The 22,745-nt window shown below is 72.5% G+C and carries 16 protein-coding genes; 8 read left to right on the forward strand and 8 right to left on the reverse strand.

Going from position 1 to position 22,745, the window contains the following annotated elements; all coding sequences use genetic code 11:
• Positions 1–15 precede the first annotated feature (15 nt).
• The 4 genes from ABZ915_RS24745 to ABZ915_RS24760 all read right to left on the reverse strand — a co-directional run bounded on the left by ABZ915_RS24745 (position 16) and on the right by ABZ915_RS24760 (position 9,961).
• Positions 16–3,381 carry a glycosylhydrolase-like jelly roll fold domain-containing protein gene (locus ABZ915_RS24745; protein ID WP_361807022.1) on the reverse strand — a complete coding sequence of 1,122 codons (3,366 nt, stop codon included), beginning with the start codon at positions 3,379–3,381 and terminating at the stop codon, positions 16–18.
• Positions 3,374–5,944 carry a beta-L-arabinofuranosidase domain-containing protein gene (locus ABZ915_RS24750; RefSeq protein ID WP_361807025.1) on the reverse strand — a complete coding sequence of 857 codons (2,571 nt, stop codon included), beginning with the start codon at positions 5,942–5,944 and terminating at the stop codon, positions 3,374–3,376. The genes ABZ915_RS24745 and ABZ915_RS24750 overlap by 8 nt, the downstream gene beginning before the upstream one ends.
• Before the next feature lie 53 nt (positions 5,945–5,997).
• A complete protein-coding gene (locus ABZ915_RS24755; protein WP_361807028.1) occupies positions 5,998–9,006 on the reverse strand; it encodes a glycosyl hydrolase in 3,009 nt (1,002 codons plus the stop codon).
• A 109-nt stretch (positions 9,007–9,115) separates the two neighbouring features.
• A complete protein-coding gene (locus ABZ915_RS24760; protein WP_361807410.1) occupies positions 9,116–9,961 on the reverse strand; it encodes a GNAT family N-acetyltransferase in 846 nt (281 codons plus the stop codon).
• A gap of 275 nt (positions 9,962–10,236) precedes the next feature.
• On the opposite strand from ABZ915_RS24760, the gene ABZ915_RS24765 reads away from it, so the two are divergent.
• From ABZ915_RS24765 to ABZ915_RS24775, 3 genes are all read left to right on the forward strand, one after another.
• A complete protein-coding gene (locus ABZ915_RS24765; RefSeq protein ID WP_361807031.1) occupies positions 10,237–10,545 on the forward strand; it encodes a hypothetical protein in 309 nt (102 codons plus the stop codon).
• Between the two features lie 106 nt (positions 10,546–10,651).
• Entirely contained in the window at positions 10,652–11,860 is a 1,209-nt protein-coding gene (locus ABZ915_RS24770) for a serine hydrolase domain-containing protein (RefSeq protein ID WP_361807034.1), read from the forward strand.
• Complete coding sequence (locus ABZ915_RS24775; RefSeq protein WP_361807037.1) at positions 11,857–13,404, forward strand: alpha/beta hydrolase; 1,548 nt, start codon at positions 11,857–11,859, stop codon at positions 13,402–13,404. Before ABZ915_RS24770 ends, ABZ915_RS24775 begins: the two co-directional genes overlap by 4 nt.
• Positions 13,405–13,427: 23 nt before the next feature.
• On the opposite strand, the gene ABZ915_RS24780 is transcribed toward ABZ915_RS24775, so the two are convergent.
• Positions 13,428–13,901, reverse strand: coding sequence for a carboxymuconolactone decarboxylase family protein (locus tag ABZ915_RS24780; protein ID WP_361807040.1), 474 nt, complete (start codon positions 13,899–13,901; stop codon positions 13,428–13,430).
• A 206-nt stretch (positions 13,902–14,107) separates the two neighbouring features.
• Here ABZ915_RS24780 and ABZ915_RS24785 point away from each other — a divergent pair, with 206 nt between their 5' ends.
• The 4 genes from ABZ915_RS24785 (at position 14,108) to ABZ915_RS24800 (ending at position 18,841) form a co-directional block, all read left to right on the forward strand.
• Positions 14,108–14,683, forward strand: a complete 576-nt coding sequence (locus tag ABZ915_RS24785) for a DUF3455 domain-containing protein (RefSeq protein WP_361807042.1) — start codon at positions 14,108–14,110, stop codon at positions 14,681–14,683.
• 113 nt (positions 14,684–14,796) lie between these two features.
• A complete protein-coding gene (locus tag ABZ915_RS24790) occupies positions 14,797–16,062 on the forward strand; it encodes a glycosyltransferase family 4 protein (RefSeq protein ID WP_361807045.1) in 1,266 nt (421 codons plus the stop codon).
• Entirely contained in the window at positions 16,059–16,892 is an 834-nt protein-coding gene (locus ABZ915_RS24795) for a transferase (RefSeq protein WP_361807048.1), read from the forward strand. Before ABZ915_RS24790 ends, ABZ915_RS24795 begins: the two co-directional genes overlap by 4 nt.
• Positions 16,893–16,957: 65 nt before the next feature.
• Positions 16,958–18,841 (forward strand): hypothetical protein, encoded by a 1,884-nt coding sequence (locus ABZ915_RS24800; RefSeq protein WP_361807051.1) that lies wholly within the window; start codon positions 16,958–16,960, stop codon positions 18,839–18,841.
• An 85-nt stretch (positions 18,842–18,926) separates the two neighbouring features.
• On the opposite strand, the gene ABZ915_RS24805 is transcribed toward ABZ915_RS24800, so the two are convergent.
• Positions 18,927–20,132 carry an MFS transporter gene (locus tag ABZ915_RS24805; protein ID WP_361807053.1) on the reverse strand — a complete coding sequence of 402 codons (1,206 nt, stop codon included), beginning with the start codon at positions 20,130–20,132 and terminating at the stop codon, positions 18,927–18,929.
• A gap of 53 nt (positions 20,133–20,185) precedes the next feature.
• On the reverse strand, positions 20,186–20,350 hold the full coding sequence (gene rpmG / locus ABZ915_RS24810; protein ID WP_361807056.1) for a 50S ribosomal protein L33: 165 nt from the start codon (positions 20,348–20,350) through the stop codon (positions 20,186–20,188).
• A gap of 200 nt (positions 20,351–20,550) precedes the next feature.
• On the opposite strand from rpmG, the gene ABZ915_RS24815 reads away from it, so the two are divergent.
• A complete protein-coding gene (locus tag ABZ915_RS24815) occupies positions 20,551–21,759 on the forward strand; it encodes an acyltransferase (protein ID WP_361807059.1) in 1,209 nt (402 codons plus the stop codon).
• Positions 21,760–21,765: 6 nt separating this feature from the next.
• On the opposite strand, the gene ABZ915_RS24820 is transcribed toward ABZ915_RS24815, so the two are convergent.
• Positions 21,766–22,683: an SGNH/GDSL hydrolase family protein gene (locus ABZ915_RS24820; protein ID WP_361807062.1), complete on the reverse strand. Its 918-nt coding sequence runs from the start codon at positions 22,681–22,683 to the stop codon at positions 21,766–21,768.
• Positions 22,684–22,745 lie beyond the last annotated feature (62 nt).

The following is a 22,745-nucleotide window of genomic DNA, read 5'->3' on the forward strand; positions in this document are numbered from 1 at the left end:
GGTCGAGGGGGTGCGTCAGACGCGGGTGAGGCGGGCGGTGACGCGGCGCCGGAAGCGCAGGGTCACGGGGCCGAGCAGCCCGGACGGCAGCGGCTTGTTGCGCTCGTTGGAGAGCGTGTTGGCGACGCGCACGCCGAGACGGTTGCGTCCCGGGACGATCAGACCGGTGACGTCGACGACGAACGGCGCCCACAACAGGGGCGGGAGCTCGCGGCCGTTGACGGTCACGGCGGCCACGTCGCGCACGTCACCGAGGTCGAGCAGGACCCGGCGGCCGTCGAGCAGGGACCGTGCCACGTCGGTCGTGGTGGTGTAGGTGCCGCTGCCGGAGAACAGGGGGTCGTGGGCCGTCCAGCTGCCCAGTGGGCCGGTGGTGGGTGTGGATCCGTCGCGTTCCAGGGTGAGCGTCCAGTCGCCGTCCACGGCGAGCGGTTCCAGCGGGTCGTCGATACGAACCGTGCCGCGGTAGGTGTGGGTGCCGTCGGTGCCGGTGAGCCGGTGGTCGCCGGGGGCGGCGGCTTCGACGGTCGCGCGCAGGAGGTGTCCGTCCCGCTCGACGCCGATGACGGGCAGCGGGGCGGCGGTCAGGTGCGGCGGGGTGGGTTCGTCGCGGCGGACCACGACGATCCGGGTCTGGTACGGCTCGAAGGCGAGCGGCAGGCGGACGCCGCGCCGGGTGCCGCGGTGGACCGGGGCGGGTTCCGTGCCGCCCGTCGCCGGGTCCCACAGTTCCGGCGCGCCGGTGGCCGGGAGGGTGGCGACGGTTTCGACGGGGGCGCCGCTCTCGTTGTTGAGGAGGAAGGCGGTGTCCCCGCCCCGGTTCACGCGCAGTACCCGTACGGCGTCCCGCGGGGGTTCGAGGACCGCGGCGGCGGCCCCGGCCTCGTGCGTGGCGGCCCGTAGTCCGGAGGTGTCGGCGACCCGGAGCGCGCGCCCGGCGCCAAGGGTGCGACTGCCCTGCGTCTCCTCGCCGAACAGGTCGGACAGGGCACGGGCGAGTGTGCGGTCGTTGCCGTCCGCCTCGTCCGAGGGAAGGGAGCCCACGCCGACGACCGTCCCGCCGGAACGTACGAACTCGCGCAGCACACGGACGCAGGCCGCGTCGAGCGTCGGCACCACCGGGAGCACCACGAGTTCGTAGCGTGCCGCGCCCACGGCGAGGCGCCCGTCGCGCACGTCCGCCCGGTACCTCAGGTCCGGGTCCCCGGACAGTGCGCCCTCGTGCAGCAGGTCGAAGTCGACCTGGGCCCGCTCCAGCGCGTAGGCGGCGTCGGCGAGCGCCGTGTCGACGTCGCCCTGCCGGCCGGTGCCGGTCCACTGCTCGGCGGCGCGCTGCGGTTGCAGCAGGGCGGTGCGGGCGGCGGACGTGCCACGGCCCGCCTCCATGACCCGGCCGATCCACTCCGCGAGGGGCCGCATCGCCCACCACCAGGGCGCGCGCGGTCCGAACGGCGGCGGGAAGTACACGACGCGTTCGTCGGTCCACAGGGCGTGCAGGACCGTCAGGTTGATGCCCCGGGCGGCCTGGGCGCCGACGGTCGCGTGCACGAATCCGGGGGTGACCTGCCAGCCCATGTTGCCGAACATCTCCAGCAACGCCCGCTCGCGGCCCGCCTGGTGGGCGACCGAGACCGGGTTGCGGGGGATCATGGTGGGCTCGCCTGCGACGTACTCGGCGGTGATGATGTCACCGCCGGGCACGTGGGCCCACTGGTTGACCTTGTGCAGGTCGCCGGTGGAGGGGATCCGTTTGGCGGGGGCCGTCTCGTCGTACAGCGGATTGGTGATCAGGGCGACGCCCTGCCGCTCGTACCAGCGTGCCTGCTTGCGGAAGTACTGGGCGAAGCGGTTGGACACGGCCCGCCAGTAGCGGCCACGGGTGATCCTGCCCCGGCGGCCCAGGTCGTCGAAGGCACTGGCGTACGCGACGCCGGGTTCGGCGCCGACGGCCCGCAGGGCCTCGTCGAGCGTGGGTGACCACGGCAGCCGCTTGAAGTGGGCCTCCGCGGAGGCGAAGAACGGCTCGTCGTCCCAGAAGCCGGGGACGACGGTGCCGAAGTAGCGGCCGAAGCGCCGGTGGTACTCGCCCGGCACGATGTCCAGGAACAGTTCCACGGGTTCGTCGTCGAGCAGGTCGAGGTAGCTGCGGCTGTAGCCCTGGCTGTCGTCGACGAGGGGGACGCCGCCGAACAGGTCGATCTGCCAGCGGCCGGCCGGCACCTGCCAGGTGTGGCCGTCCGCGAGCCGTGCCGTCAGGTCGAGCGCCTCGGCGGCGTCGGCGGATCCGGCGGGCCGGGCCGCGGCGGCGACGGCCTGCGCCCCGAGGGAGTCGCGGTCGGGGAAGTCGCCCGCCGCGGCCGGGTCGTCGAAGGCCGAGGTGTACAGCGTCGTACCGTCGTCCGCCGTGACGGCGAGGCTGTCCCACAGGCCGCGTCGGCCGGTCACCGCCCGCACGCCCGCGCCGCCCGCCGTGAAGTGGTCGTCGTGGACGGTGCCCTTGTCCTTGCCGTCCAGGGTGACGGTCAGGCCGCCGCCGCGGACGGTGACGGCCAGGGTGTGGAACTTGGTCTTGTTGAAGCCGTCGGTCCGGCCGCTGCGCAGCAGTTCGGCCGGCTCCGTGCCGCGGGCGAGGAGCAGTACGGTGACGACGCCGGTCTGGTCGAACTCGACCGCGTACCCGTCGAGGCCGTCCGGGGAGGCCCGTACGACGAGTCCGGCGGCCGTGCGGTCGGCCTTGGCGCTGCCGGTGACGGTGTAGTCGGTCCACCGCTCGCTGTCGCGCAGCACGGCGGCGCCGTCGAGGACCGCGCCGTCGACGGCCAGGGCTCCCGACTCCACCCCGACGCCGGTGGTGCGGCGCAGGTCGACCGTGCCGGGCCCGTCCACGACGGTGGTCGACCGCCACAGCGCCTTCAGACGCAGGTCCGGGCGCGGTGCGTAGGTGCGGGAGCCGACCGTGCCGCCCTTGACGACGTACTCGCCCGCGCGGCCGCTGGGGAAGTGGTCGTCGTTGAACAACCACACCCGCATGCCGGTGCGTTCCGCGGTGCGCAGGACGTGTCCGACGATGCCGAACCATTCCTCGGTGAAGAACGCGGGCTGCATCTCGGCGTTGTCGAAGGGGAACAGGACGACCTCGTACATGCCCTTGGAGCGCAGGTCGGCGAGTTGGGTGTCGACCAGGTCGGGGGTGACGGATCCGTTCCAGTACCAGTAGACGGTAGGGCGGCTGTCCTTGGGCGGGTCGGCGAAGTGCCGTGCCGAGTAGGCTGGTTGACCGGCGTGCGCGGCGTCTGCGAGGCCGGGGACCCCGACCGCGAATGCGGTACCGGCTCCGGCGACGGCCACGAAGTGACGTCTGGACAGGTCGTTCTCAGACAAGGGTGCCCTCCCCCAGTCGCGCCACCTCGGTGGCGGTCAGGGCCCGGTTGTGCAGCCTGAAGTCGCGCACGGCGCCGTGCAGGTACGGGTGGGTGCTGTTCTGGGAGCGGCCCAGGTAGTTGCGGCTGGTCGCGCCGAGCAGCAGCGGGCCGGACACCATCGCCGGGTTGCGGCCCGATTCGCGGCCGTCGAGGTAGAGCACGCCCGTGCCGCCGGCCAGCGTGAGGACCACGTGCGTCCACCGGCCCACGGGCAGCGGGCCGGCCGCGTCGATGAAGTCCTCCGCCTCCATGCCGGCGATCTTCAACGCGGCACGGGCCCGCCCGGCACCGGTGGTCGCGGCGAGGAACAGATAGGTCTCCTTGTGGTACCCGAGGTCGAACACGCGGGCCGAGGCGGCGAGAGTGTCGACACGTACCCGCACGCTGACGGTCAGTTCGTCCAGTCCGCTCAACAGCCCTGCCGGTAGGGCGACATGGCCGCTCACCCCGTCCAGGGACACGGCGTCCGCGGAATCGTCCCGGATCCAGGTGGCGCCCCCGGCCAGGGCGGCGTCGGCGAAGGTGCCGGTGCGGTCGGCGGCCGAGGTGCCGCTCGCCTCGTCGAACGGGTAACGGACGACGTCCCGTTCGCGGCCGGGTCGCGGTGTCACCGCCCAGTAGACGTTGTACCGCTGGTGGTGCACCTCGTGGAACGGCCGCAGTGACACGGTACGGCCGTCGGCGACGGCGGTGAACGCCGTGGGGGCGCCGGGTGCGGGGCGCAGGCTGTCCGGGCGGATGGTGGGCAGGGTCGCGAGGGGGATGTCACCGTACTCCCCCGCCAGGACAAGCGGCCCGTACGACAGCGCCTTCACCTGCGGATTGTCGGGGGCCGGCCGCCAGACGGGCTCGCGCGGCAGGACGAGTTCGACGCTGTCCCCGGTGCGCCAGTGCCGGTCGACGGTGGCGTACGTACCGGGTCTCGGCCGGAGGGCGGCCTGCCGGTGGTTGACCTTGAGCACGGCCGGCCGGCCGGAGTCGGCCACCCAGGCGGGTATACGGATCTTCAGCGCGAAGCGTGCGTCCCCCGCGGTGACGGTGAGCCGCGTGCGGTCCGTGGTCGGATACCGGGTCTCCTGACGTAACGTCACTCTCTGCTCCCGCCAGTGCACTTCGGACGGGATGAACAGGTTGACGTACAACTCGGCGGCGTGGGCGTCCCGGGAGCGGAAGTAGATGCTGTCGGCGAACTTGGTGTGCGTCTCCAGGCCCGTGCCGTGGTCGCAGGAGAAGTTGTCGTAGTCCCCGCTGTAGCTTCCGTCGGCCGCCCCGAGTCCGCCCTTGGGCTGCCGCCGGGAGCCGGCCCACAGCCCGGTGTAGTAGGTGACGAAGCCGTGCTCGGAGCCGGGGTCCTGCTCACCGAGCATCTGGTTGTGGAGCGTCCACTCGTAGTGGTCCATGTACGCGGCGCGGGACGGCCGGTGGCAGAACAGCTGCCGGCCCAGCTTGAGCATGTTGTAGCTGTTGCAGTTCTCGCAGGTGACCTCGGAGAGCCGGCTGACGATCTCGTCCGGCGGGCCGAAGAGTTCCTGGTTGGAGTTGCCTCCGATGGCGTACGAGTGGTGGCGTACGACCGCCGTCCAGAAGGTGTCGGCGATGTCCAGGTAACGGGTGTCCCCCGTGGCCTCGAAGCCCGGCACCGCGCCGACCACCTTGGCGATCTCGGTGTTGGCGTGCCGTCCGGCGAGCTCGTCCCGGCCCGCGGCCAGCGGCTCGTACAGCTCCTCGTGGTCGAAGCGTCGCGCGGTACGCAGGTGTGCGGGGTCACCGGTGACCAGGTGCAGCCGGGCGAGTACGTCGTTCATGCCGCCGAACTCGACCTTCAGCACCGTCTGCATCCGCTCCCGGGACAGCGGTGCGGTGCGCGCGTCGACCCAGGCCGCCATCTCCAGCAGGACGTCGAACGCCTGTCGGCTGCCGCTGAGTTGGTACTGGTCGAGCAGTCCGGCCATGATCTTGTGCAGGGTGTAGTACGGCGCCCACGGCCTGCCGCCCGCCTCCAGCTGGTCGAAGACCGACTCCGGGAAGGCGGAGAGGTAGCCGCGGTGGAATCCGGCGGCGGGGGCGGCCTTCTGACACTCCGCCAGCACGGCCACCAGGGAGCCGGCCTTCTCCGCGTAGGCGCTGTCCCCGGTGTTGGCGTGGGCCTGGGCCAGGGCGCTGAGCAGATGGCCCGTGGTGTGACCGCGCAGCTGAATGCCGGGGGCTTCCCATCCGCCGCAGGACTGCGCCGTGGACGGCAGTCCCACGTTCAGGCGGAAGGTGTGCAGCAGCCGGTCGATGTCGACGAAGAGCAGGTACGCGCAGGTGCGGCGCATGTTGGCCAGGAAGGGGCTCTCCAGGAGCCGGACGGCGCTGAGCGGGAAGGGGACGAGCGCGCCCTCGGGGCCGGATGAACCCTCCGAGAACGCGGGGGCGGCCCAGGCGGCGGTGGGCGACAACGCGGCGACGGCCGCCGTGGCCGAGGCGGCGGACAGGATCTGGCGGCGGGAGGGGGCGGATCTGGAGTGCTGTGCGGGCACGGTGCCGGGGTCCCTTCGGAGCGACGGAGATTGAAACGTTCAATCCTGGGGCGTCAGTCCACGGCCGCCTGCACGTACGGCACCAGGCGTACCGGACCGACGAGTCCGTGGTCCTGGCGGGCGGCCGTGCCGAACACGGCCGGCTGGACGACCCGCAGGCGGTTGATGAGCGGTGTCGCGACCTCGATCTCGAGCGTGTTGTCACCGGGCCGCAGCAGGGCGCCCAGGTCGACGACGGGGCTCAGGCGGTCGGCCGGGGGCAGTCGCGTGCCGTTGACGGTGACCCGGAACGTGTCGCTGACCTGCCCGAGTTCGAGGAACGCGCCGTGGGACGAGTCCCATCCGGCGGGCAGGGTGACCGTCGTGCGGTACCGGCCGATTCCCGCGGAGTCGGTCAGCTCGGGGATCCGCGACCAGGGCAGGAGGGTGTCGAGCGTCAGCGACCGGCGCACCCGATCGGTCCGGGTCGCGTCGGATCCGGGCTGGAAGTCCTCGACTTCCAGCCGCCAGCGGGCGGGTGTGACCGGTGCGGGCACGGACGGGACGGCCGTGGTGACCGTACGGCCTCCGGACAGGTGTGTGGTGTAGGTGCCCGCGCCGGTGGCACGCACGGTCAGGCCCCGCCGTGTGTAGAGCACCGCGTCGGCGTCCGTGGCCAGGGCGTGCGGGCGGTTTCCGTCGCGGTCGCCGAACAGTCCGGGGCGCCCCAGCGCGACGATCATCACCTGGCCCGGCTGGAGCGTGACGCGCAGCGTGAAGTCACGCCCGTCCTGGGCGTATCGGGCGATCCGTACGGCCTTGCCCGTCCAGGGGTCGAGCAGGTACGGCACGGTGGCGCCGTCCCGGCTGCGGCGCAGTGTCACCTCGTGGTCGATCGCCGCCACGGGCGGTTTGACGGTCTCGGCGTGCTTGCCGTTGCACAGGTAGTAGAAGTCGGCTTCCGCGGTGACCCGGTGGGCGTTGAGGAGTGTGGAGGAGGTGGCGTAGCGGGCGTCGGGGGTCACGCCGAGCCGGGTGAGGGCGTCGCCGATCGCCGTCTTGTCGGTGACGCGGACCACGCCCGGCAGGGCGAGCAGGCGGGCGAGGATCTCGCGCAGTTCGTCCGTCTCGCCCTCGGCGGGTACTCCCGGGGTCAGTGCCTGGTCGAAGGCGCCGAACAGGACGACCGGAAGTCCGGCCCGGGACAGCTGGAGCACCTTGCGGGCGTCGGTCACGGAGAGCGTGGGCGTGGAGCCGTAGAAGAAGTCACCCTCGACGAAGAGCGCCTTGTAGGCGGGGCCGTCCGGCGCGAGCCGGCCGTCGGACACGGTGGCTCCGGGCAGGTCGAGCAGCGGACCGCTGAGGAACTGGTGGGTCCAGCCGAGCGGGACACCGGTCGCGGTGAACCAGGAGGCTCCGATGCCGGTGGCGGTGTAGCCGGTCTGCCGGAACACGGCGACGTCCGCCCTCGCGGTGCCCGACTGGAGGACCCGGTGGACGCGGCCGAGGTAGCCGGAGACGTCGGTGAGGTGCTGCCAGGTGGGCTGCCGGGGTCCCCAGGATTCGCCGTAGCCGGGGGCGCCGTTGTAGGGGCTGAAGGCCGCGAAGCCGGGCCAGCTCACCTGCGGCGCGGTGGCGTAGGAGAAGCCGTGCACGACCGTCTGGTTGACGCCCGCCGCGTAGGCGCCGCCCATGGTGCGCAGGAAACGGTCCCATGTCGTGCTGTACGCCGAGCCGTTGTACGCGCCCGCCTCGCAGGACAGCACCGTGCGCCCGGCCATGTCCCGGCCGCCGGCCAGGCAGCGGAAGTCGTCCAGGTTCTTGAAGCCGAGGGACTCGCCCTCGGGGGTGTCGAGGATCGCCGCCGACGCGATGGCGTCGGTCTGCAGGCCGTAGGGCTGGGCGCGCAGGTCCATGCCCACGGAGTGCGCCCAGCCGCGCAGGGCTCGCAGGTGGTGGCGGTTGAACAGGCCGGACACGGTCTCCCAGAAGTCGTGTCTGATCTGCCGGGTCAGTTGGGCCTCGAAGGCGAAGACCTGGTTGCTCCTGTCGAGGACGAGCACCGGCAGGTACGGCCGCAGCGTCCGCCCGGTGTGCTTCTCGAAGGCCTCGGGCAGTCGCGGTGTCCAGACCAGCCCGTCGGTCTCCAGTTCCACGGAGTCCTCGAAGAAGGCGCCGCCCGCGGCCTTCAGCAGCCGTCTCATGGCGGACGTCAGCAGCCGTTTGTCCCAGTGGCCGGTGACCGCGGCGGTGCCCTCGGCGCTGAAGTGGTCCACGGCGTAGGCGGCGGGAGAGGAGTGGGGGCCGGACTCGGGCTGCTGTCCCGAGCCGCGCCGCCAGTAGGAGATCAGCACCCAGTCCCCGTCGTCGGGCGCCGTCCAGGTCAGCGTGGAGTCGGTGACGGTGTCGGTCAGGTCGAGGACGCTCGTCGGGTCGAGCCCGGTCTCCTTGCGCGTGGAGTTCGCGGGTTCGACACGGGCGGACTGCACGGCGAGCAGCCGCTGCTTCGTGACGCCGGTGGCCGCTTCGCGCACGGGTGGCGGCACGGGCCCCTGGTAGGTGGCTCCGCCGGCCAACGAGACGCGCCCGTGGACGAGTTCCTGGGCCGCCGCTTCGTCGTCGGGCGTGAGGCCGGGCACGGCGACGGGCCAGCTAGGGCCGAGGGTGAGGTCGACGGTGAGGCCGCGGCGGGCGGCCCGCCGCAGTGCCGCCTCGACGCCGTCACGCCAGGGTTCACTCCCCCACCCGTGGTGTGCGGTGTCGAGGACGGACTTGTCCCGGATGCTGTGGTGGACGGCGGCGATCTCGACCCCGCCGAAGCCCGCTTCCGCGATCTGGTCGATCTCGCGGGCGATCTCGTCCGGGTCCACCAGGCCGTCCGGCCACCACCACCGGAACCTGGGGCGCACCGGTGTCGGCGGGTCGGCGAACCAGTCGCGGCCCGGCCCGCTCCCGCCGTCCGCGTCGAGCGCGACCGCGGCGGGCGGCGCGGCACCGAACGCCGCGGCGGTACCGGCCGCAAGGCCGACGGCCAGCACCGAACGGCGTGGGATCCCGCCACGCCGCGGGAGGTGTTCCTGCATCAGCGCACCCCAGGAATTGAATCGTTTCAATCATTCCGAACGCCGGAACGTTAAGCCGCTGGTTCCGGCGGGGTCAAGATGTCGGCGACGGTCTACGTGCCCAACGCGGCTACGACCGTGCGGGTTGATCGGCGATCAGGAGAGTGCTGCCGGCGGGGCGGAAGCCCAGGCGGGCGTAGATGCGGGCGGCGGTGTCGCCGGCGTGGGCGAGGAAGACGGTGCGCACTCCGCGGTCGCGGGCGTGGGTGGCCAGAGCCGCGGCGACGGCGGCGGCCAGCCCCTGGCGGCGGGCGCTGGGCAGGGTGCCGATGCCGCCGATCTCGGTGGTGCCGTTCGCCGGGTGGTAGTGGCCGGCGGCGAGCGGGGTGCCGTCGGGGCCGAGGGCGGCGACGAGTGTCTTGTGCCCGGCAAGGAGCGAAGGGCGGATCGTGTCGACCGTGCCGTCCGCGGTCAGTTCGCCGGCCAGCGCGGACAGTTCCGCCCTGCCCGCCGAGCCGGGGGCCGTGCCCGCACGGGCGAAGGCCAGTCGGGGCAGTGCGAGGGTCATGGGCAGGGCCGGGTCGTCGGCCGACAGCACATGGAGCCGGACGCCCTCCGGCAGGGGCTGCGGCGGTATCGCACGGCGCGGGTCGAGGGCCATCAGCGGGCGTTCCGCCACCGGCAGACCCGCGTCCTCGATACGGGAGCGCAACGCCGGTGCCGCCTCGGCGAGCCACTCGAAGGCCTCCGGCACGCCCAGTTCCCGCTGCCGGGCGCGCACCCGGGCGATGTCCGCGCCCGTCACCGCCGCGGCTCCCTCCGCGGTGGGTCGAGCGTGGCCCGGGCCGCCGTAGTACGGGGCTCCCGGTGCCTTGCGTACGAACAGCCGCAGCGGGCCGAAGTCCTCGGCGTCGGCGAACAGCAGGGGCACGGTCGCGTAGTACCGCTCGATACGGTCGCGCAGCGCGTCGCTCATACGGCGCATCCCACCACGGTGACGCGGCGCGCCGCATCCGGAAATCCCTCGCCCCTGAAACCCCCCGCGCGCCAGGCCCGTTCACCCATGCCGCGGGATATCGTTGCGGGCATGGACGACTCGCGCGCGAAGGGACCGGCGGGCTTCCGGTAGCCGCCAGGAGATACCTGGCGGTGACTACCGACGGAGTCCCCGTGGCACGCACCGCCCACCACGTTCCCGCCGCACACAGCCGGAACGCAGCCGACCACCGCCCAGGGAGCCCTTGGCGTTCCGTGGTTCTGCGCGACCTCAGGTACAGCGCCCGCAGCCTCACCGATGCGGCACGGGAGTCCAGGAGGCCCCATCCGTGTGCGGTCCGCCGCGAGGTGGACTTCTACTCGTTCGCCCGGCACGGTCACGACCGTTCCGTCGCGTGGTGGTCGGCGACGGAGGAACGCCGGGCGCGACAGCGGCTGCGGGCCCAAGTGGGGACTCTTCTGCGGCTGGTGAACTCCACCGCCGATGAACTGGCCCTCGACGCCGCGGACGCGGTGGATGTGCCGCCGGCCCGTCACCGGCGCGGCTCGCTCTGGCTCGCGTAGCCCTCGGTGGGGTGTTCCACCGTTTCTCGGCGGGGGTTGTCCCCACCTCCGATGCGGCTGTCAGCCGGAGTGATCGAGGAACGGCCGGTGCCTAGCGTGAGGGCGCATGGCAACCTACTTACCCAGCTCCGCGCCCGGCCGTCGCCGTGGTCTCGCGGCCTTGGTGACGGCCGTCGTGCTGGCCGCGGCTCCGGTGGCGACCGCGCGGCCGGCCGCCGCGCACACGCTCGGCCATTGCGGTCCGCACGACGAGGTCCGTCGCGCGCTGCACACCCTCACCGCCCGCGACCGGATCGCGGGGGCCGCCGTCCTGGTCACCGACGGCACTCCGAGCGCGCCCTGCCGACGCTGGACCGAGACCGCCGGCACGGCCGATCCGCGCACCGGACGCCCCATGAACGCCACGGACCGGCTGCGCGTCGGCAGCGTCACCAAGACGTTCACCGCGGCGGTTGTCCTGCAACTCGCCGCCGAACACCGTCTCTCGCTCGACGCCTCCGTCGACCACTATCTGCCCGGGCTGATCCGGGGACACGGACACGACGGCCGCCGCATCACCGTACGGCAACTCCTCCAGCACACCAGCGGGCTGCCCGACTACCTCGACGCCCCCGAGTGGGAGCACCCCGAACGGCTGCGGTACCGCCACTTCGAGCCGCGTGAGCTGGTCGCGCGAGCCCTCGAGCTGCCACGCCCACAGGGCGGCTGGCACTACGCCACCACCAACTACCTCGTTCTCGGCGTGATCGTCCACGAGGTCACCGGCCGCAGCCCGGAGGCGGAGATCACCCGCCGCGTCATCGATCCCCTGAAGCTGCGCGACACGTACTGGCCCGGTGACGGCACGCGCATCCAAGGACCGCACTCCCACAGCTACTTCACCACGGACGACGGCCACCTCGTGGACGGCACCGCCTGGAACATGACCTTCGCGGGCGTCGGCGGCGGCCTGGTCTCCACGCCCGCCGACCTGACGCGGTTCGTCACCGCACTGCTCGGCGGCCACCTGCTGCCGCCGGCCCAACTCGCCGAGATGCGGCGGACGGTGCCCGCCGACCCGGACCGCCTGTGGCCCGGCGCCCGCTACGGGCTGGGGCTGATCGCCTCTCCGCTGTCCTGCGGCGGCCTGTGGTGGGGGCATGCGGGGACCGTGCCCGGCGGCCACCGCGCGCTGACCGCCGTCGGGCCCGGCGGCCGGAGCGTCGCCGTCGCACTGAACCAGGTACCGGCCACACTTCCGGCCGAACAGGACTTCCTCGACCTCGTCGACAAGTCCCTCTGCACGGGCAGGACTTCAGAAAGGACATCCGCATGACCGGCTCCACCACGCGCATCGCGAAGACGGCCGCCCTGTGCCTCGCCGCGGTCTTCGCCCTCACCGCGTCACCGGCCACCGCGGCCCCGGCCGGTGCGGCCCATGACCCCCTGGCCCCCTACCACCGGCAGCACCTCACCTGGAAGAGCTGCGTGCTCGGTCCCGACGACGACACCGGCAAGGAACTCCAGCAGGCAGGCGCCCAGTGTGCGGACGTCACCGTGCCGTTGGACTACGCCGACCCGCACGGCCGTACGATCACCGTCGCCATCTCCCGCATCCGGGCCACCGACACCGCCCACCGCATCGGTGCGGTCCTGCTCAACGGCGGTGGCCCCGGCGGGCAGACGCTCGGCGACCCGCCGTGGGTGCGCAAGGCGATGAAGGACGTGGGCGAGCGCTACGACGTGGTGGGCGTGGACCCCCGTTTCGTCGGCCGCAGCACGCCACTCGACTGCCACTGGCACACCGGTTCCTTCATCCGGGGTGCGGGCGGCGACCGTGCCGGGTTCGACCGCTCGGTAGCCCTCGCCGAGGAACTCGCCCGCCGCTGCCGCACGTACGCGGGAGACGTACTGCCGTACGCCGGCACCCGGAACACCGCTCGCGACATGGACGTCGTCCGCGCCGCGCTCGGCGAGCGCAGGATCTCCTACCTGGGTTACTCGTACGGCAGTTACCTCGGCCAGGTCTACGCCACGATGTTCCCCGGCCGCACCGACCGGGTCGTCCTCGACGGGGTGCTCGCTCCCGATCGCTACAGCCCCCGGCTGCTGCGCGGCACGGAGGAGGCCAACCGGCACGCCCTGCGGGGCTGGGCCGCCTGGACCGCCGCGCGCGACGGGACGTACGGACTGGGCCGCACCCGCGGCGCGGTGCTGGCGGCCGTCGACCGCGTTCAGGCGGCCGCGGGACGCACGCCTCTGCGAATCGGCGGCCACCGCGTGGACGACCAGGTGGTGCCGGTGGTCGTCTTCAACGGCCTGTCGCAGGACAACGACACGGCGTACGACGCACTCGCGCGGGCCGTGCGGGACCTGCGCCGCGCCACCGGCGGCGCCGTCGTCACCCCAACCCCGTGGCTGGCCGACACGCTCGACTTCCTGCTGACCGGAGCGGATTCCCCCTACGGCAGCGTGCAGTCGGCGATCCTCTGCGGCGACGTGGCCGCGCCACGCGACCCGGAGACCTATTGGCGGGACGTCCAGCGCTCCCGCGCGCGGGACCCGTTGTTCGGGCCGGTGACGAACAACATCGGACCGTGCGCGTTCTGGGACCGGCCGCGCGAGCGCCCGACCACGATCCGGGCCGACCTTCCGGCCCTGCTCGTCAACGCGGCCGGGGATCCGCGCACCACCTACCAGGGTGCGCTCGAGGTACGCCGCATGTGGCCCGCCTCCCGCCTCGTCACCCTCCGGGGCGCGGACCAGCACGCGGTGTACGGCGTCTTCGGCAGTTCCTGCGTCGACAGGACGGTCAACGCCTACCTCGCCGGCGGGCACCTGCCCGCCGGGGACGTCACCTGCGACCGGACCGCCGGATGAGCTCCTCCTTGTTTATCCGAAATCTATCCGAACTGGCCGGGCTGGTAGTCGCCCGCGGGCTGCTGGACGATGACGTTCAGGCGGTTGTAGGCGTTGATGAGGGCGATGAGGGAGACGAGGGCGGCGAGCTGGTCCTCGTCGTAGTGCTTGGCGGCGTTCGCCCAGGCCTCGTCCGAGACACCGCCGGCGGCGTCGGCGATGCGGGTGCCCTGCTCCGTCAGCTCCAGCGCGGCGCGCTCGGCGTCGGTGAACACCTTGGCCTCCCGCCAGGCCGCGATCAGGTTCAGGCGCAGCGAGGTCTCCCCGGCGTGGGCGGCGTCCTTGGTGTGCATGTCGGTGCAGAAGCCGCAGCCGTTGATCTGGCTGGCGCGGATCTTGACCAGTTCCTGCGTCGCGGCCGGCAGCGTCGACTCCGACACCGCTTTGCCCGCCGAGTTGATGTACTTGAGGAACTTGGCTGCGACCGGGTTGCCGAAGTGGTTCAGGCGAGCTTCCATGACGGACTCCTGTGCGGTTGCTGATGCGTACACCTCTCTGACTGGTCGGCCCGGCAGGATGTGACAGCCATGGATGTGACGTGAGCCACATCCATCTCGCGTGCGTCGCTGAACACGCTGCGCGTCCGGTCCGTACCGTCCTGTGCACGCGTCAGCCAGCACGTCAGCCACGCCCAGCAGCCACGATGCCCGGAGTTGAATCCCGCATGACGCTCACCAAGCGCGCCGCACTCATGGCCGGAAGCCTCGCCACAGCAGCCGCGGCGGTCCTGGGGGCCGCCACGGTCGGTCACGCGGCCGACCACGCGCCGGCCCGCGCCTCCGTCGACGCCCACAGAACAGCGATCCCCCCGCAGCTGCGCGTGCCCGACGGCAACGAGCGGGTCGCCGCGCTCGATGCGCAGGGCGTGCAGACCTACACCTGCGTCAACGGCTCCTGGACCTTCCTGGAGCCCGCCGCCGGCCTCTGGAAGCAGCACGACCCGCGGCACCGGCCCGTCGCCCTGCACAGCAAGGGCCCGGTGTGGATCTCCACCGTCGACGGCAGCGCGGTCAACGCCGCCGCCGTCCCCGGGGCAAGCGTTCCGCACGCCGACGCGGTACCGGAACTGCTGCTCAAGGCCACGGCCACCCGCGGCGACGGCATGTTCGGCGCCGTCTCCTACATCCAGCGCCTCCACACCGAGGGGGGCCTCGCGCCGACGGGATCCTGCACGGGCGACAGCCAGGTCGGCGTCCCCTACTCGGCCACGTACCTCTTCTACGCGCCCTCGCGCCCATGACCGCCGAGCCGGGCCACTTCCTCTACCCCGCGTACGGGTACGCAGCACGACACCGGCATCACGAAGCGGTAACAAGGCGCAACCCTAAAGAAGTTGGCATGGTCTAGGCCGCCATGAAGATCTCTTTCCTGCTGCACAACGCCTACGGGATCGGAGGCACGATCACCACCACCTTCAACCTGGCGCAGGCGCTGGCGGACCGGCACGACGTGGAGATCGTCTCCGTGCTCCGGCACCTGGAGCGGCCGCACTCCGCCCTGGACCCGAGGGTGGCGCTGCGGCCGCTGGTCGACCTCCGGCAGGAGAAGGAGCATCCCCAGCAGCTGAGACCGGCGCGCGTCTTTCCCCGCGCCGAGTACCGGTACAAGCAGTACAGCGAGTTGACGGACGAGCGCATCGGCGCGTTTCTCGCCGCGACCGACGCCGACGTGGTGATCGGCACCCGGCCGGGCCTCAACGTGCATCTCGCGCTCCAGGCGCCCGGCCACGTGGCACGCGTGGGCCAGGAGCACCTGACCCTGGACAACCACTCGCCGCAGCTGCGCACCGCGCTGCGCCGGGCCTACCCCCGGCTGGACGTGCTCACCACCGTGTCCGAGGCGGACGCCGCCGCGTACCGGCGGAAGATGAGACTGCCCGGCGTGCACGTGGAGAACCTCCCCAACAGCGTGCCGGATCCCACCCTCCCGACCGCGGACGGCAGTGCCAAGGTGGTCGTCGCGGCCGGCCGGCTGGTCCCGGTGAAGCGCTACGACCTCCTCATCGAGGCCTTCGCGGCGGTCGCCGCCGAGCACCCCGACTGGCAGCTGCGCATCTACGGCAAGGGTGAGCAGCGCGATCGGCTGCGCCGGCTCATCGTGGAGCTGGGGCTGTGGAACAACGTCCACCTGATGGGTGCGGCCGCCCCCATGGAGGCGGAGTGGGTCAAGGGGTCGATCGGCGCGGCCGCCTCCGACTTCGAGCCGTTCGGCATGACCATCGTCGAGGCGATGCGCTGCGGTCTGCCGGTGGTGAGCACCGACTGCCCCTACGGGCCCGGTGAGATCATCGAGGACGGCGTCGACGGCCGGCTGGTGCCGGTCGGGGACCGTGCCGCCCTGGGCACCGCCCTGCTGGAACTGGTGCGGGACGACGAGCGGCGGCGCCGGGCGGGCCGGGCGGCCGTGGAGAACGCGCGGCGGTACGCTCCCGGCCCCGTGCTCGAACAGGCCGAGCGCCTGTTGACCGAGGCGGTCTCGGCCCGGCGGGCGGGACATCCGGTCGCCCGGGAACACGCTCCCCTGCGCCGGGTACTGACCAGCCGGGGCTTCGCCGCCCGTGACGCCGCGTCGGTCGCGGCCAACGGCGTACTGCGCAGGGTCCGGAGGGCAGGACGATGAGCAACACGGAACACGACGCACAGCCGCGCGTCGCCTGTACGGCCGACGCGGACGGCCGGATCACCTTCGACCTGCCGCTGCCGCCGGCCGAGGGACAGCGACTCCTCCTGCGGCTGCGCCCCAAGAAGGGGCAGCCCGAGACGACCCGCCACGTCCTCGGCCTCGAGCCCGCCGGCCACGGCCTGCGCGCCTCACTGGAACCGCGGACCGCGCTCGCGGAGGGCCGCTGGGACGTGTACCTGCTGCCGGACCCGGAGTCCCCGCGGGTCCGGCTGCGGCCCGGCCTGCGCGACCTGCGGGCCCTCGTCGACGGCCACCTGCGTGACCGGCCGTCACCGCTCGCCGTCCGGATCCCCTACGTCACCAAGGACGGATATCTCGCCGTGCGCGCCTGGCTGCGCCCCGCCCACGCCGAGGCCGGCCGCGTCGACGTCACGGACGGGTCGACGACGGTCGCCGCACGCCTGCACGGCGCCGACCTCCCGGAGGGGGCGGTGGTCCACCTGCGCCTGCGCGACGACGGCACCGTACGCACTCTTCCGCCACAGCCGGGAGACGACGGCCGAAGCCTCTCCTTCGTCCTCGACCACGAGGAGCTCGCCGCCGGCACGAGCACCGGCAGCGGCGTCTGGGACGTCTTCGTCCGCCCCGCGGCAGAGGCACCCCTCATCCGGTTGGCCCGACTGCTCGACGACGTGGCGGACCGCAAGGAGGTGTTCGTCTACCCGGCGACCACGGCCGGGAACGCGGTGGTGTCTCCCTACTACACGGTCGACAACGACTTCTCCGTGAAGGTGTCGAAGACCGGGCGCCCGGCGGCGCAGGCGTGAGATCGACCCGGGTCGGGTAGCCATGCGGTGCTTCACTGCCGCTGGGCCGAAGGGGGAGACGCGCGGTGTCGGACGAGGGGCCGCCGGATGCCTGGGAGCCGCACGAGCGCCGTCTGTGGGAGGCGTACCGGCGGGGCGAGTGGTGCGACGACGTGCCGGAAGTACGTGCCGAGGTCGTGCGGTGGCTGCTCGTCGCCGCGCCCCGGCCGGTGCCGGGGAGCCTCGCCCGCCTGCGCCTACGGGGAACGCGCATCACCGGCAGGCTCGATCTCGCCGAGGCGGACGTCCGGTGCGCGATACGCCTGCGGTCCTGCCGGCTGGACGAGGCGCCCTGCTTCGACGGCGGGCACTTCAACGCCCTGGAGATAAGGGACTGCGCGCTGCCCGGACTCACGGCGGTGGGCACCCGGATCGATCAGGAATGCGTGCTCGCGGACTGCGCGATCGACGGCACGCTCGATCTGCGGTCCCTCAGCGTGGGCACACGTCTGTCACTGAACCGCTCGCGGACGGTGGCTGCGCGGGAGCGGCCCGCGATCGACGCCGAGTCACTCTCCGTCGACGAGGGCTTCTCGGCGGCCGGCCTGGAATGCGCCGGACAGGTCCGGCTCACCAGCGCCCAGATCCGGGACGCGCTCACTCTGTGCGGCGCGCGGATCCGGGGCGCCGACGTCTGCCTCCAGGCAGCCGAACTCAGTGTGGGCGGCGGGCTCCACCTCGACCGCGGTTTCACCAGCGAGGGCGGCATCAACCTCTACGGCGCCTCGATCGGCGGCACGCTGCACCTGGAGGAGAGCACCCTGACCGGCACGGGCGAGGGGCGCGAGGAGCCCGCACTCCAGTTGCTGTGCGCCACGGTCGGCGGTGACATCCAGGCGGGCCGCGGGCTCGTGGTGCACGGGTGCGTCGACCTGCGGGACACCACGGTGCGCGGCAGCGTCGTGCTGAAGAGGGCCCGGCTGCACCACCCGGACGGCACGGCGCTCACGGCCGAGCGCCTGCACGTCGGCGGCACCCTCAACTGCCGCGGCGGCTTCGTCGCGCGGGGCACCGTGGACCTCTGCGACGCCCGGATCGGCGGCTCGGTCCTCTTCGAGGGCGCGGATCTGACCGGCCTCGCGGGACCGGCGTTGCGCGCCAACGGCATAGAGGTGGGGGCCGAGTTCAACTGCTGCGACGGGTTGACCGCACACGGCCGGATCTCGCTCAGCAGCATCACCGTACGCGCCAAACTCTGCTTCAAGGACGCCCTGTTCGACGTTCCGAGCGGCCGGACCGCGCTGACCTGCCGCCGCTCCACGGCCTCCGAACTCGCGCTCCAGCCCCGCGAGGCCCCCGTTGGCACCATCGATCTCAGGCACACCCGGGTCGGCGTGGTGCGGGACGCCCCGGCGAGCTGGCCGCGGGCGCTGCTCCTCGAAGGCCTGGTGTACGACAGCGTCCATCCCACACTGCCCGGCGGCGACCGGCTGCCCTGGCTGGACCGGGACCCCACCGGCTTCGCCCTGCAACCGTACGAGCAGCTCGCGGCCACCTACCGGCAGCACGGCCGGGACGCCGACGCCCGCACCGTGCTGCTGGCCGAGCAGCGCCGTATCCGCACCACGCTCACCTGGCCCGCCCGCGTCTGGAGCGTCCTCCAGGACCTCACCGTCGGCTACGGCTACCGGCCGGCCCGCGCGGTGTGGCTCCTGGCGGCGCTGTTCGCGGCCGGCACCGCCGTCTTCGCCACCTGGCCGCCGCAGTTCACCGGCGACGGCGCACGGCCCGACTTCCAGCCCGCCATATACACCCTGGATCTGCTGCTGCCCGTCGTCGACTTCGGGCAGCAGCCGGCGTTCACGGCCGGCGGCGCCGCGCAATGGGCGGCCGTGGTGCTCGTCAGCGCGGGCTGGCTCCTCGCCACCACCGCCGCGGCAGGCGCGAACAGGGTTCTGCGCAGGAGCTGACCCTGTTCACCCGGCGATCCCGGCGATCCCGGCGATCCCGGCGATCCCGGCGGAGCCGTCCGGTCGCCGGTGACCGGTCGGCGCGTCACAGTTCCCGTGGGGGGCGTCGCCGCACGCGGATGCCCACGGCCGCGACGAGCAGGACCGCGCAGCACGCGAACACCATCCCGGCGTCGCGTACGCCCAGGGTCACCGCGAGGGCGCCCACCCCGACGACCGGCAGCGAGATCCCCACATAGGCGACGACGAAGAACGCGGAGATGGTGGCGCCCCGGTGCTCCTGGGGGGCCGCGGAGCTCACCGCGGTCAGACCGGCGCGGAAGGACATGCCCTGCCCCACACCGCCCGTCGCAGCCCCGACCAGCAGTACCGGCAGGGACGTCAGGAACAGCGAGGCGCCGATGAGGAGGAGGCCGACGACGAGTACCAGGCAGCCCCATGTCAGGGCTCCGCGGGCACCGATGCGTCCCATGAGGAGTTGTCCGCAGGTGGAGGCGCAGAACACGCAGAAGACGACGGCACCGGCCACCGCCAGATTGCGCTCACCCAGCGTCTGGGCGAGGAAGGCGGGGGCCACGGCCGTGAACAGGCCGAGCAGGGAGAAACCCGCGAAGGCGGCGAGAGCACTGGACGGGAAGACGCCCCGCACCTCGGGTGGCACCGTCATGCCCTGCGGCCGCAGCGAAGGCCGGGGGCCGACGTGGCGCACGGTCTCGGGCAGCAGGCAGGTGACCGCCATGGCGACCGCCAGCAGCGCGAGATGGACGAGGAAGGGCAGTTCGAGCGGCCAGGGCGCGTACTGGGCCAGGAAACCGGAGAGCAGGGGGCCGAGGCCGAGGCCGCCCATGTTGGCCGCGGTCGCCGCGAGGCCGGCCCGTGCGCGCAGTCCCGGCGGTGCCAGGTCGAGGACGGTCGCGGTGGCCGTGCCGCTCAACAGCCCCGCGGAGAAGCCGGACAGCACCCGGCCCGTGTACAGCAGTGGCAGCCCGCCCTCGAACAGGAAGCAGAGCGCGCTGAGTGCGGACAGCCCGAGCGCGGACATCAGCACGGGGCGCCGCCCCAGCACGTCGGAGAAACCGCCGGCGATCAGCAGTGCGGTGATGACGCCCACCGCGTAGACGGCGAACACCACCGTCACGATCAGTTCGGAGAACCCGATCCGCTCCCGGTACAGCCCGTAGAGCGGTGTGGGCAGGGTGGTGCCCAGCATGCCGACGGCGAAGACGCCGGCCGCGGACTTGTATCCCGGCCGACGCCCTCGGCGATGACGCTCGGCGTCACTTCTGGCCACACCTCACCATAGGCATCCGGTCGTCCGGCGCGATGTGGCGGCTCGCCCGTGGTTCAGCGTTCCTCGCGGAACAGGACGTGCTTCCCGGCCGTGGGGTCGTACTTGCGCAGGACGAGCCGGTCGGGGTCGTTGAGGCGGTTCTTGCGGGTCACGTAGGTGACGCCGGTTCCGGCCGTCGACTTCAGCCGGACGACGGGGCGCGCGGTGTTGCGGGCCATGAGGTCCTCCTTCGTTCACCACACACTCGATCTTGATCCGAGCATGTCAGCAATAGACCTCAACCACGGGCTCCCGGGTGGAATTCCCGCCTTCTGATTCGGCAGCGGTGTGATGTTTCGCACGAGAGCGGAATGAACAGTTCCGAATGGGCAACGTTCCCTTTCATGCCCCGCGTGAACATCCACCGACAGGTGACTCCATGACGACGGCGACCACGACGCCCCGGACGCCGTCCGCCACCGCCGCCACGACCACCAGCCCCGGTACGAAGATCCCACTGTCCGCCGCATCCGCCTCGACGACCACACTCCCCTCCCTCACCGGACTGCGCTGGGTGGCGGCGCTGCTGGTCTTCGGACTGCACGTGCACAACTTCGGCTACTTCGGCGGCACCGGCGGCCACGTCGTGACCTGGGCGTTCGGGGCCGGGGCCAGCGGAGTGTCCTTCTTCTTCGTGCTGTCCGGATTCGTACTGACATGGTCCGCACGCCCGAACGACCGGGCGCTCGGCTTCTGGTGGCGGCGCATCGCCCGCATCTACCCGGTGCACCTGGTCACCGTCGTGATCGCGCTGCTGATGACCTGCGCGCCGGTCCATCAGGCGAGGCCGACCCTGCGCCAGGGACTGGCCGACGTGCTGCTGGTGCACTCGTGGTGGCGCCCCTGGTGGCAGACCCTGAACCCGGTCAGCTGGTCCCTCGCCTGCGAAGCCTTCTTCTACGCCGCCTTCCCGCTGCTGGCCCTTCTGCTGCGCCGTCTCGGCGCCCGGGGATCGGCGGCCCTCGCCGGGGCATCGGTACTGGCGGTACTGGCGCTCGCCCACACCGAGACACACCACTGGTTCAGCCAGCCGATCAGCGCCTTCCCCGCCGCCCGGCTGCCCGAGTTCGTCCTCGGCGCCGCGACCGCCCGCCTGGTGCTGCTCGGCCGGTGGCGCGGACCCGGCCTGGAGGGCTCGCTCGCGCTGGCGGTCATCGGCTACTTCTTCGTCCCGCAGGTCACCGCCGGATACCCGGCCACCACCTGCACCGTCATCGGCTTCGCCCTGCTCATCCCGGCGGCGGCCGTGGCCGATGTGCACGACCTGCCGTCGCTGTGGCGGCACCGACGGCTGGTGCGGCTGGGGGAACTGTCGTTCGCCTTCTACATGGTCCATCTCCTGGTGATCCGGACCGGCACCACACTCCTCGGCAAGTCCCCGCGGTTCGGCCTGCCGACGGCCCTGACCGTGACCGCCGTCGCGTTCACCGTGTCCCTCGGACTGTCCTGGGTCCTGTACGAGGCGGTGGAACGCCCCGCGCGACGGCTGCTCCTGCGCAAGTCCCGTTCCGCCGCGGCCCGGAAGCCGGTGCCGGACACCCCGTCACCGTCCGCGCCGGCCGCGGCGACCGACCGGGTCACCCGGTAGGACCACTCAACGGCGTCCGTGCCCCTGGCCCAGACGTGCCAGCACGGCGCCGGCCATGGCTTCCTCACCCTTGGCGTTCGGATGCGCGGGGGCGGCGGGCGAGGCCGGCTGGAGCGGCTCGATCCAGCGGTCCTCGGGCGCCTTGCACATGTCGTGGCCGCGCGTGGGGCCGTAGGTGTCGACGTACTCGGCGTGGTTCCACGCGGCCACCATGCGCAGCATCAGGTTCAGCCGTTTGCCGGTGTCCCGCAGATAGGGGAAGTCCTTCGCCCCGAACGGGACGGAGGGGAAGCAGCCGCTGCCGTCGTCGGGGAGGAGATCCGGGTAGCCGACGACGAGCACCCGCGCGTGCGGGGCCCTGGCGCGCACGGCCCGCAGCACACGGTCGATCTTCGGGGCGGTCCGCACGATGGTCACCGCCAGCTGGTCGACCCCCGAGGAGCCGTAGTAGCGCTCGCACGGGTTCCCCGTCGGGTCCTGGGAGCCGAGGCGGGCGCAGGTCTGGATGATCGAGCCGAAGCCGATGTCGTTGCCGCCGATCTGGACCGTCACCAGGTCGGTGTCCCGTTGCAGCGCGTTCAGCTGCGGGGCGTTGGAGCCCTGCGGCTTCCACATCTCCTCGGTCGTCGCCCCGCTGCAGCTGACGTCCTTGAACGCCGTCACGCGTCGCTCCGCCGCCACGAGGGAGGGGTAATTGTGGTCGGAGCGCGCGCAGTTCGCGTCCACCTGCTGTGGAATGAAAGGACCCGAGGTGTAGGAGTCGCCGAGCGACACGTACCGCGTGCCGTGGCCGTGCCCGCCGGCTCCGTTCGCCGCCGCGGGCGTCGTGGAGGCGGCCACCAGAGCACACCCGCCGAGCGCCGCCCCCAGCGCCACCGCCCGCCGCCGTCGCGCCGCTCCGCCCGGATACGTGCCGTCCGCCATCGGATTCCTCCCCCTGATGCCTTCGCACCTTCGACGGGGCTTGTATACCGTCCGGTACGTCG

The sequence above is a fragment of the Streptomyces sp. NPDC046915 genome (genome assembly GCF_040644935.1).
Taxonomy (GTDB): Bacteria; Actinomycetota; Actinomycetes; order Streptomycetales; family Streptomycetaceae; genus Streptomyces.

Excerpts from the sequence above, each read along its gene's own strand:
- ABZ915_RS24820 (WP_361807062.1), bottom strand. The coding sequence starts at position 22,683 with ATGGCGGACGGCACGTATCCGGGCGGAGCGGCGCGACGGCGGCGGGCG.
- ABZ915_RS24770 (WP_361807034.1), top strand. The coding sequence starts at position 10,652 with ATGGCAACCTACTTACCCAGCTCCGCGCCCGGCCGTCGCCGTGGTCTC.
- ABZ915_RS24790 (WP_361807045.1), top strand. The coding sequence starts at position 14,797 with ATGAAGATCTCTTTCCTGCTGCACAACGCCTACGGGATCGGAGGCACG.
- ABZ915_RS24760 (WP_361807410.1), bottom strand. The coding sequence starts at position 9,961 with ATGAGCGACGCGCTGCGCGACCGTATCGAGCGGTACTACGCGACCGTG.
- ABZ915_RS24755 (WP_361807028.1), bottom strand. The coding sequence starts at position 9,006 with ATGCAGGAACACCTCCCGCGGCGTGGCGGGATCCCACGCCGTTCGGTG.
- ABZ915_RS24780 (WP_361807040.1), bottom strand. The coding sequence starts at position 13,901 with ATGGAAGCTCGCCTGAACCACTTCGGCAACCCGGTCGCAGCCAAGTTC.
- ABZ915_RS24775 (WP_361807037.1), top strand. The coding sequence starts at position 11,857 with ATGACCGGCTCCACCACGCGCATCGCGAAGACGGCCGCCCTGTGCCTC.
- rpmG (WP_361807056.1), bottom strand. The coding sequence starts at position 20,350 with ATGGCCCGCAACACCGCGCGCCCCGTCGTCCGGCTGAAGTCGACGGCC.
- ABZ915_RS24815 (WP_361807059.1), top strand. The coding sequence starts at position 20,551 with ATGACGACGGCGACCACGACGCCCCGGACGCCGTCCGCCACCGCCGCC.
- ABZ915_RS24795 (WP_361807048.1), top strand. The coding sequence starts at position 16,059 with ATGAGCAACACGGAACACGACGCACAGCCGCGCGTCGCCTGTACGGCC.
- ABZ915_RS24785 (WP_361807042.1), top strand. The coding sequence starts at position 14,108 with ATGACGCTCACCAAGCGCGCCGCACTCATGGCCGGAAGCCTCGCCACA.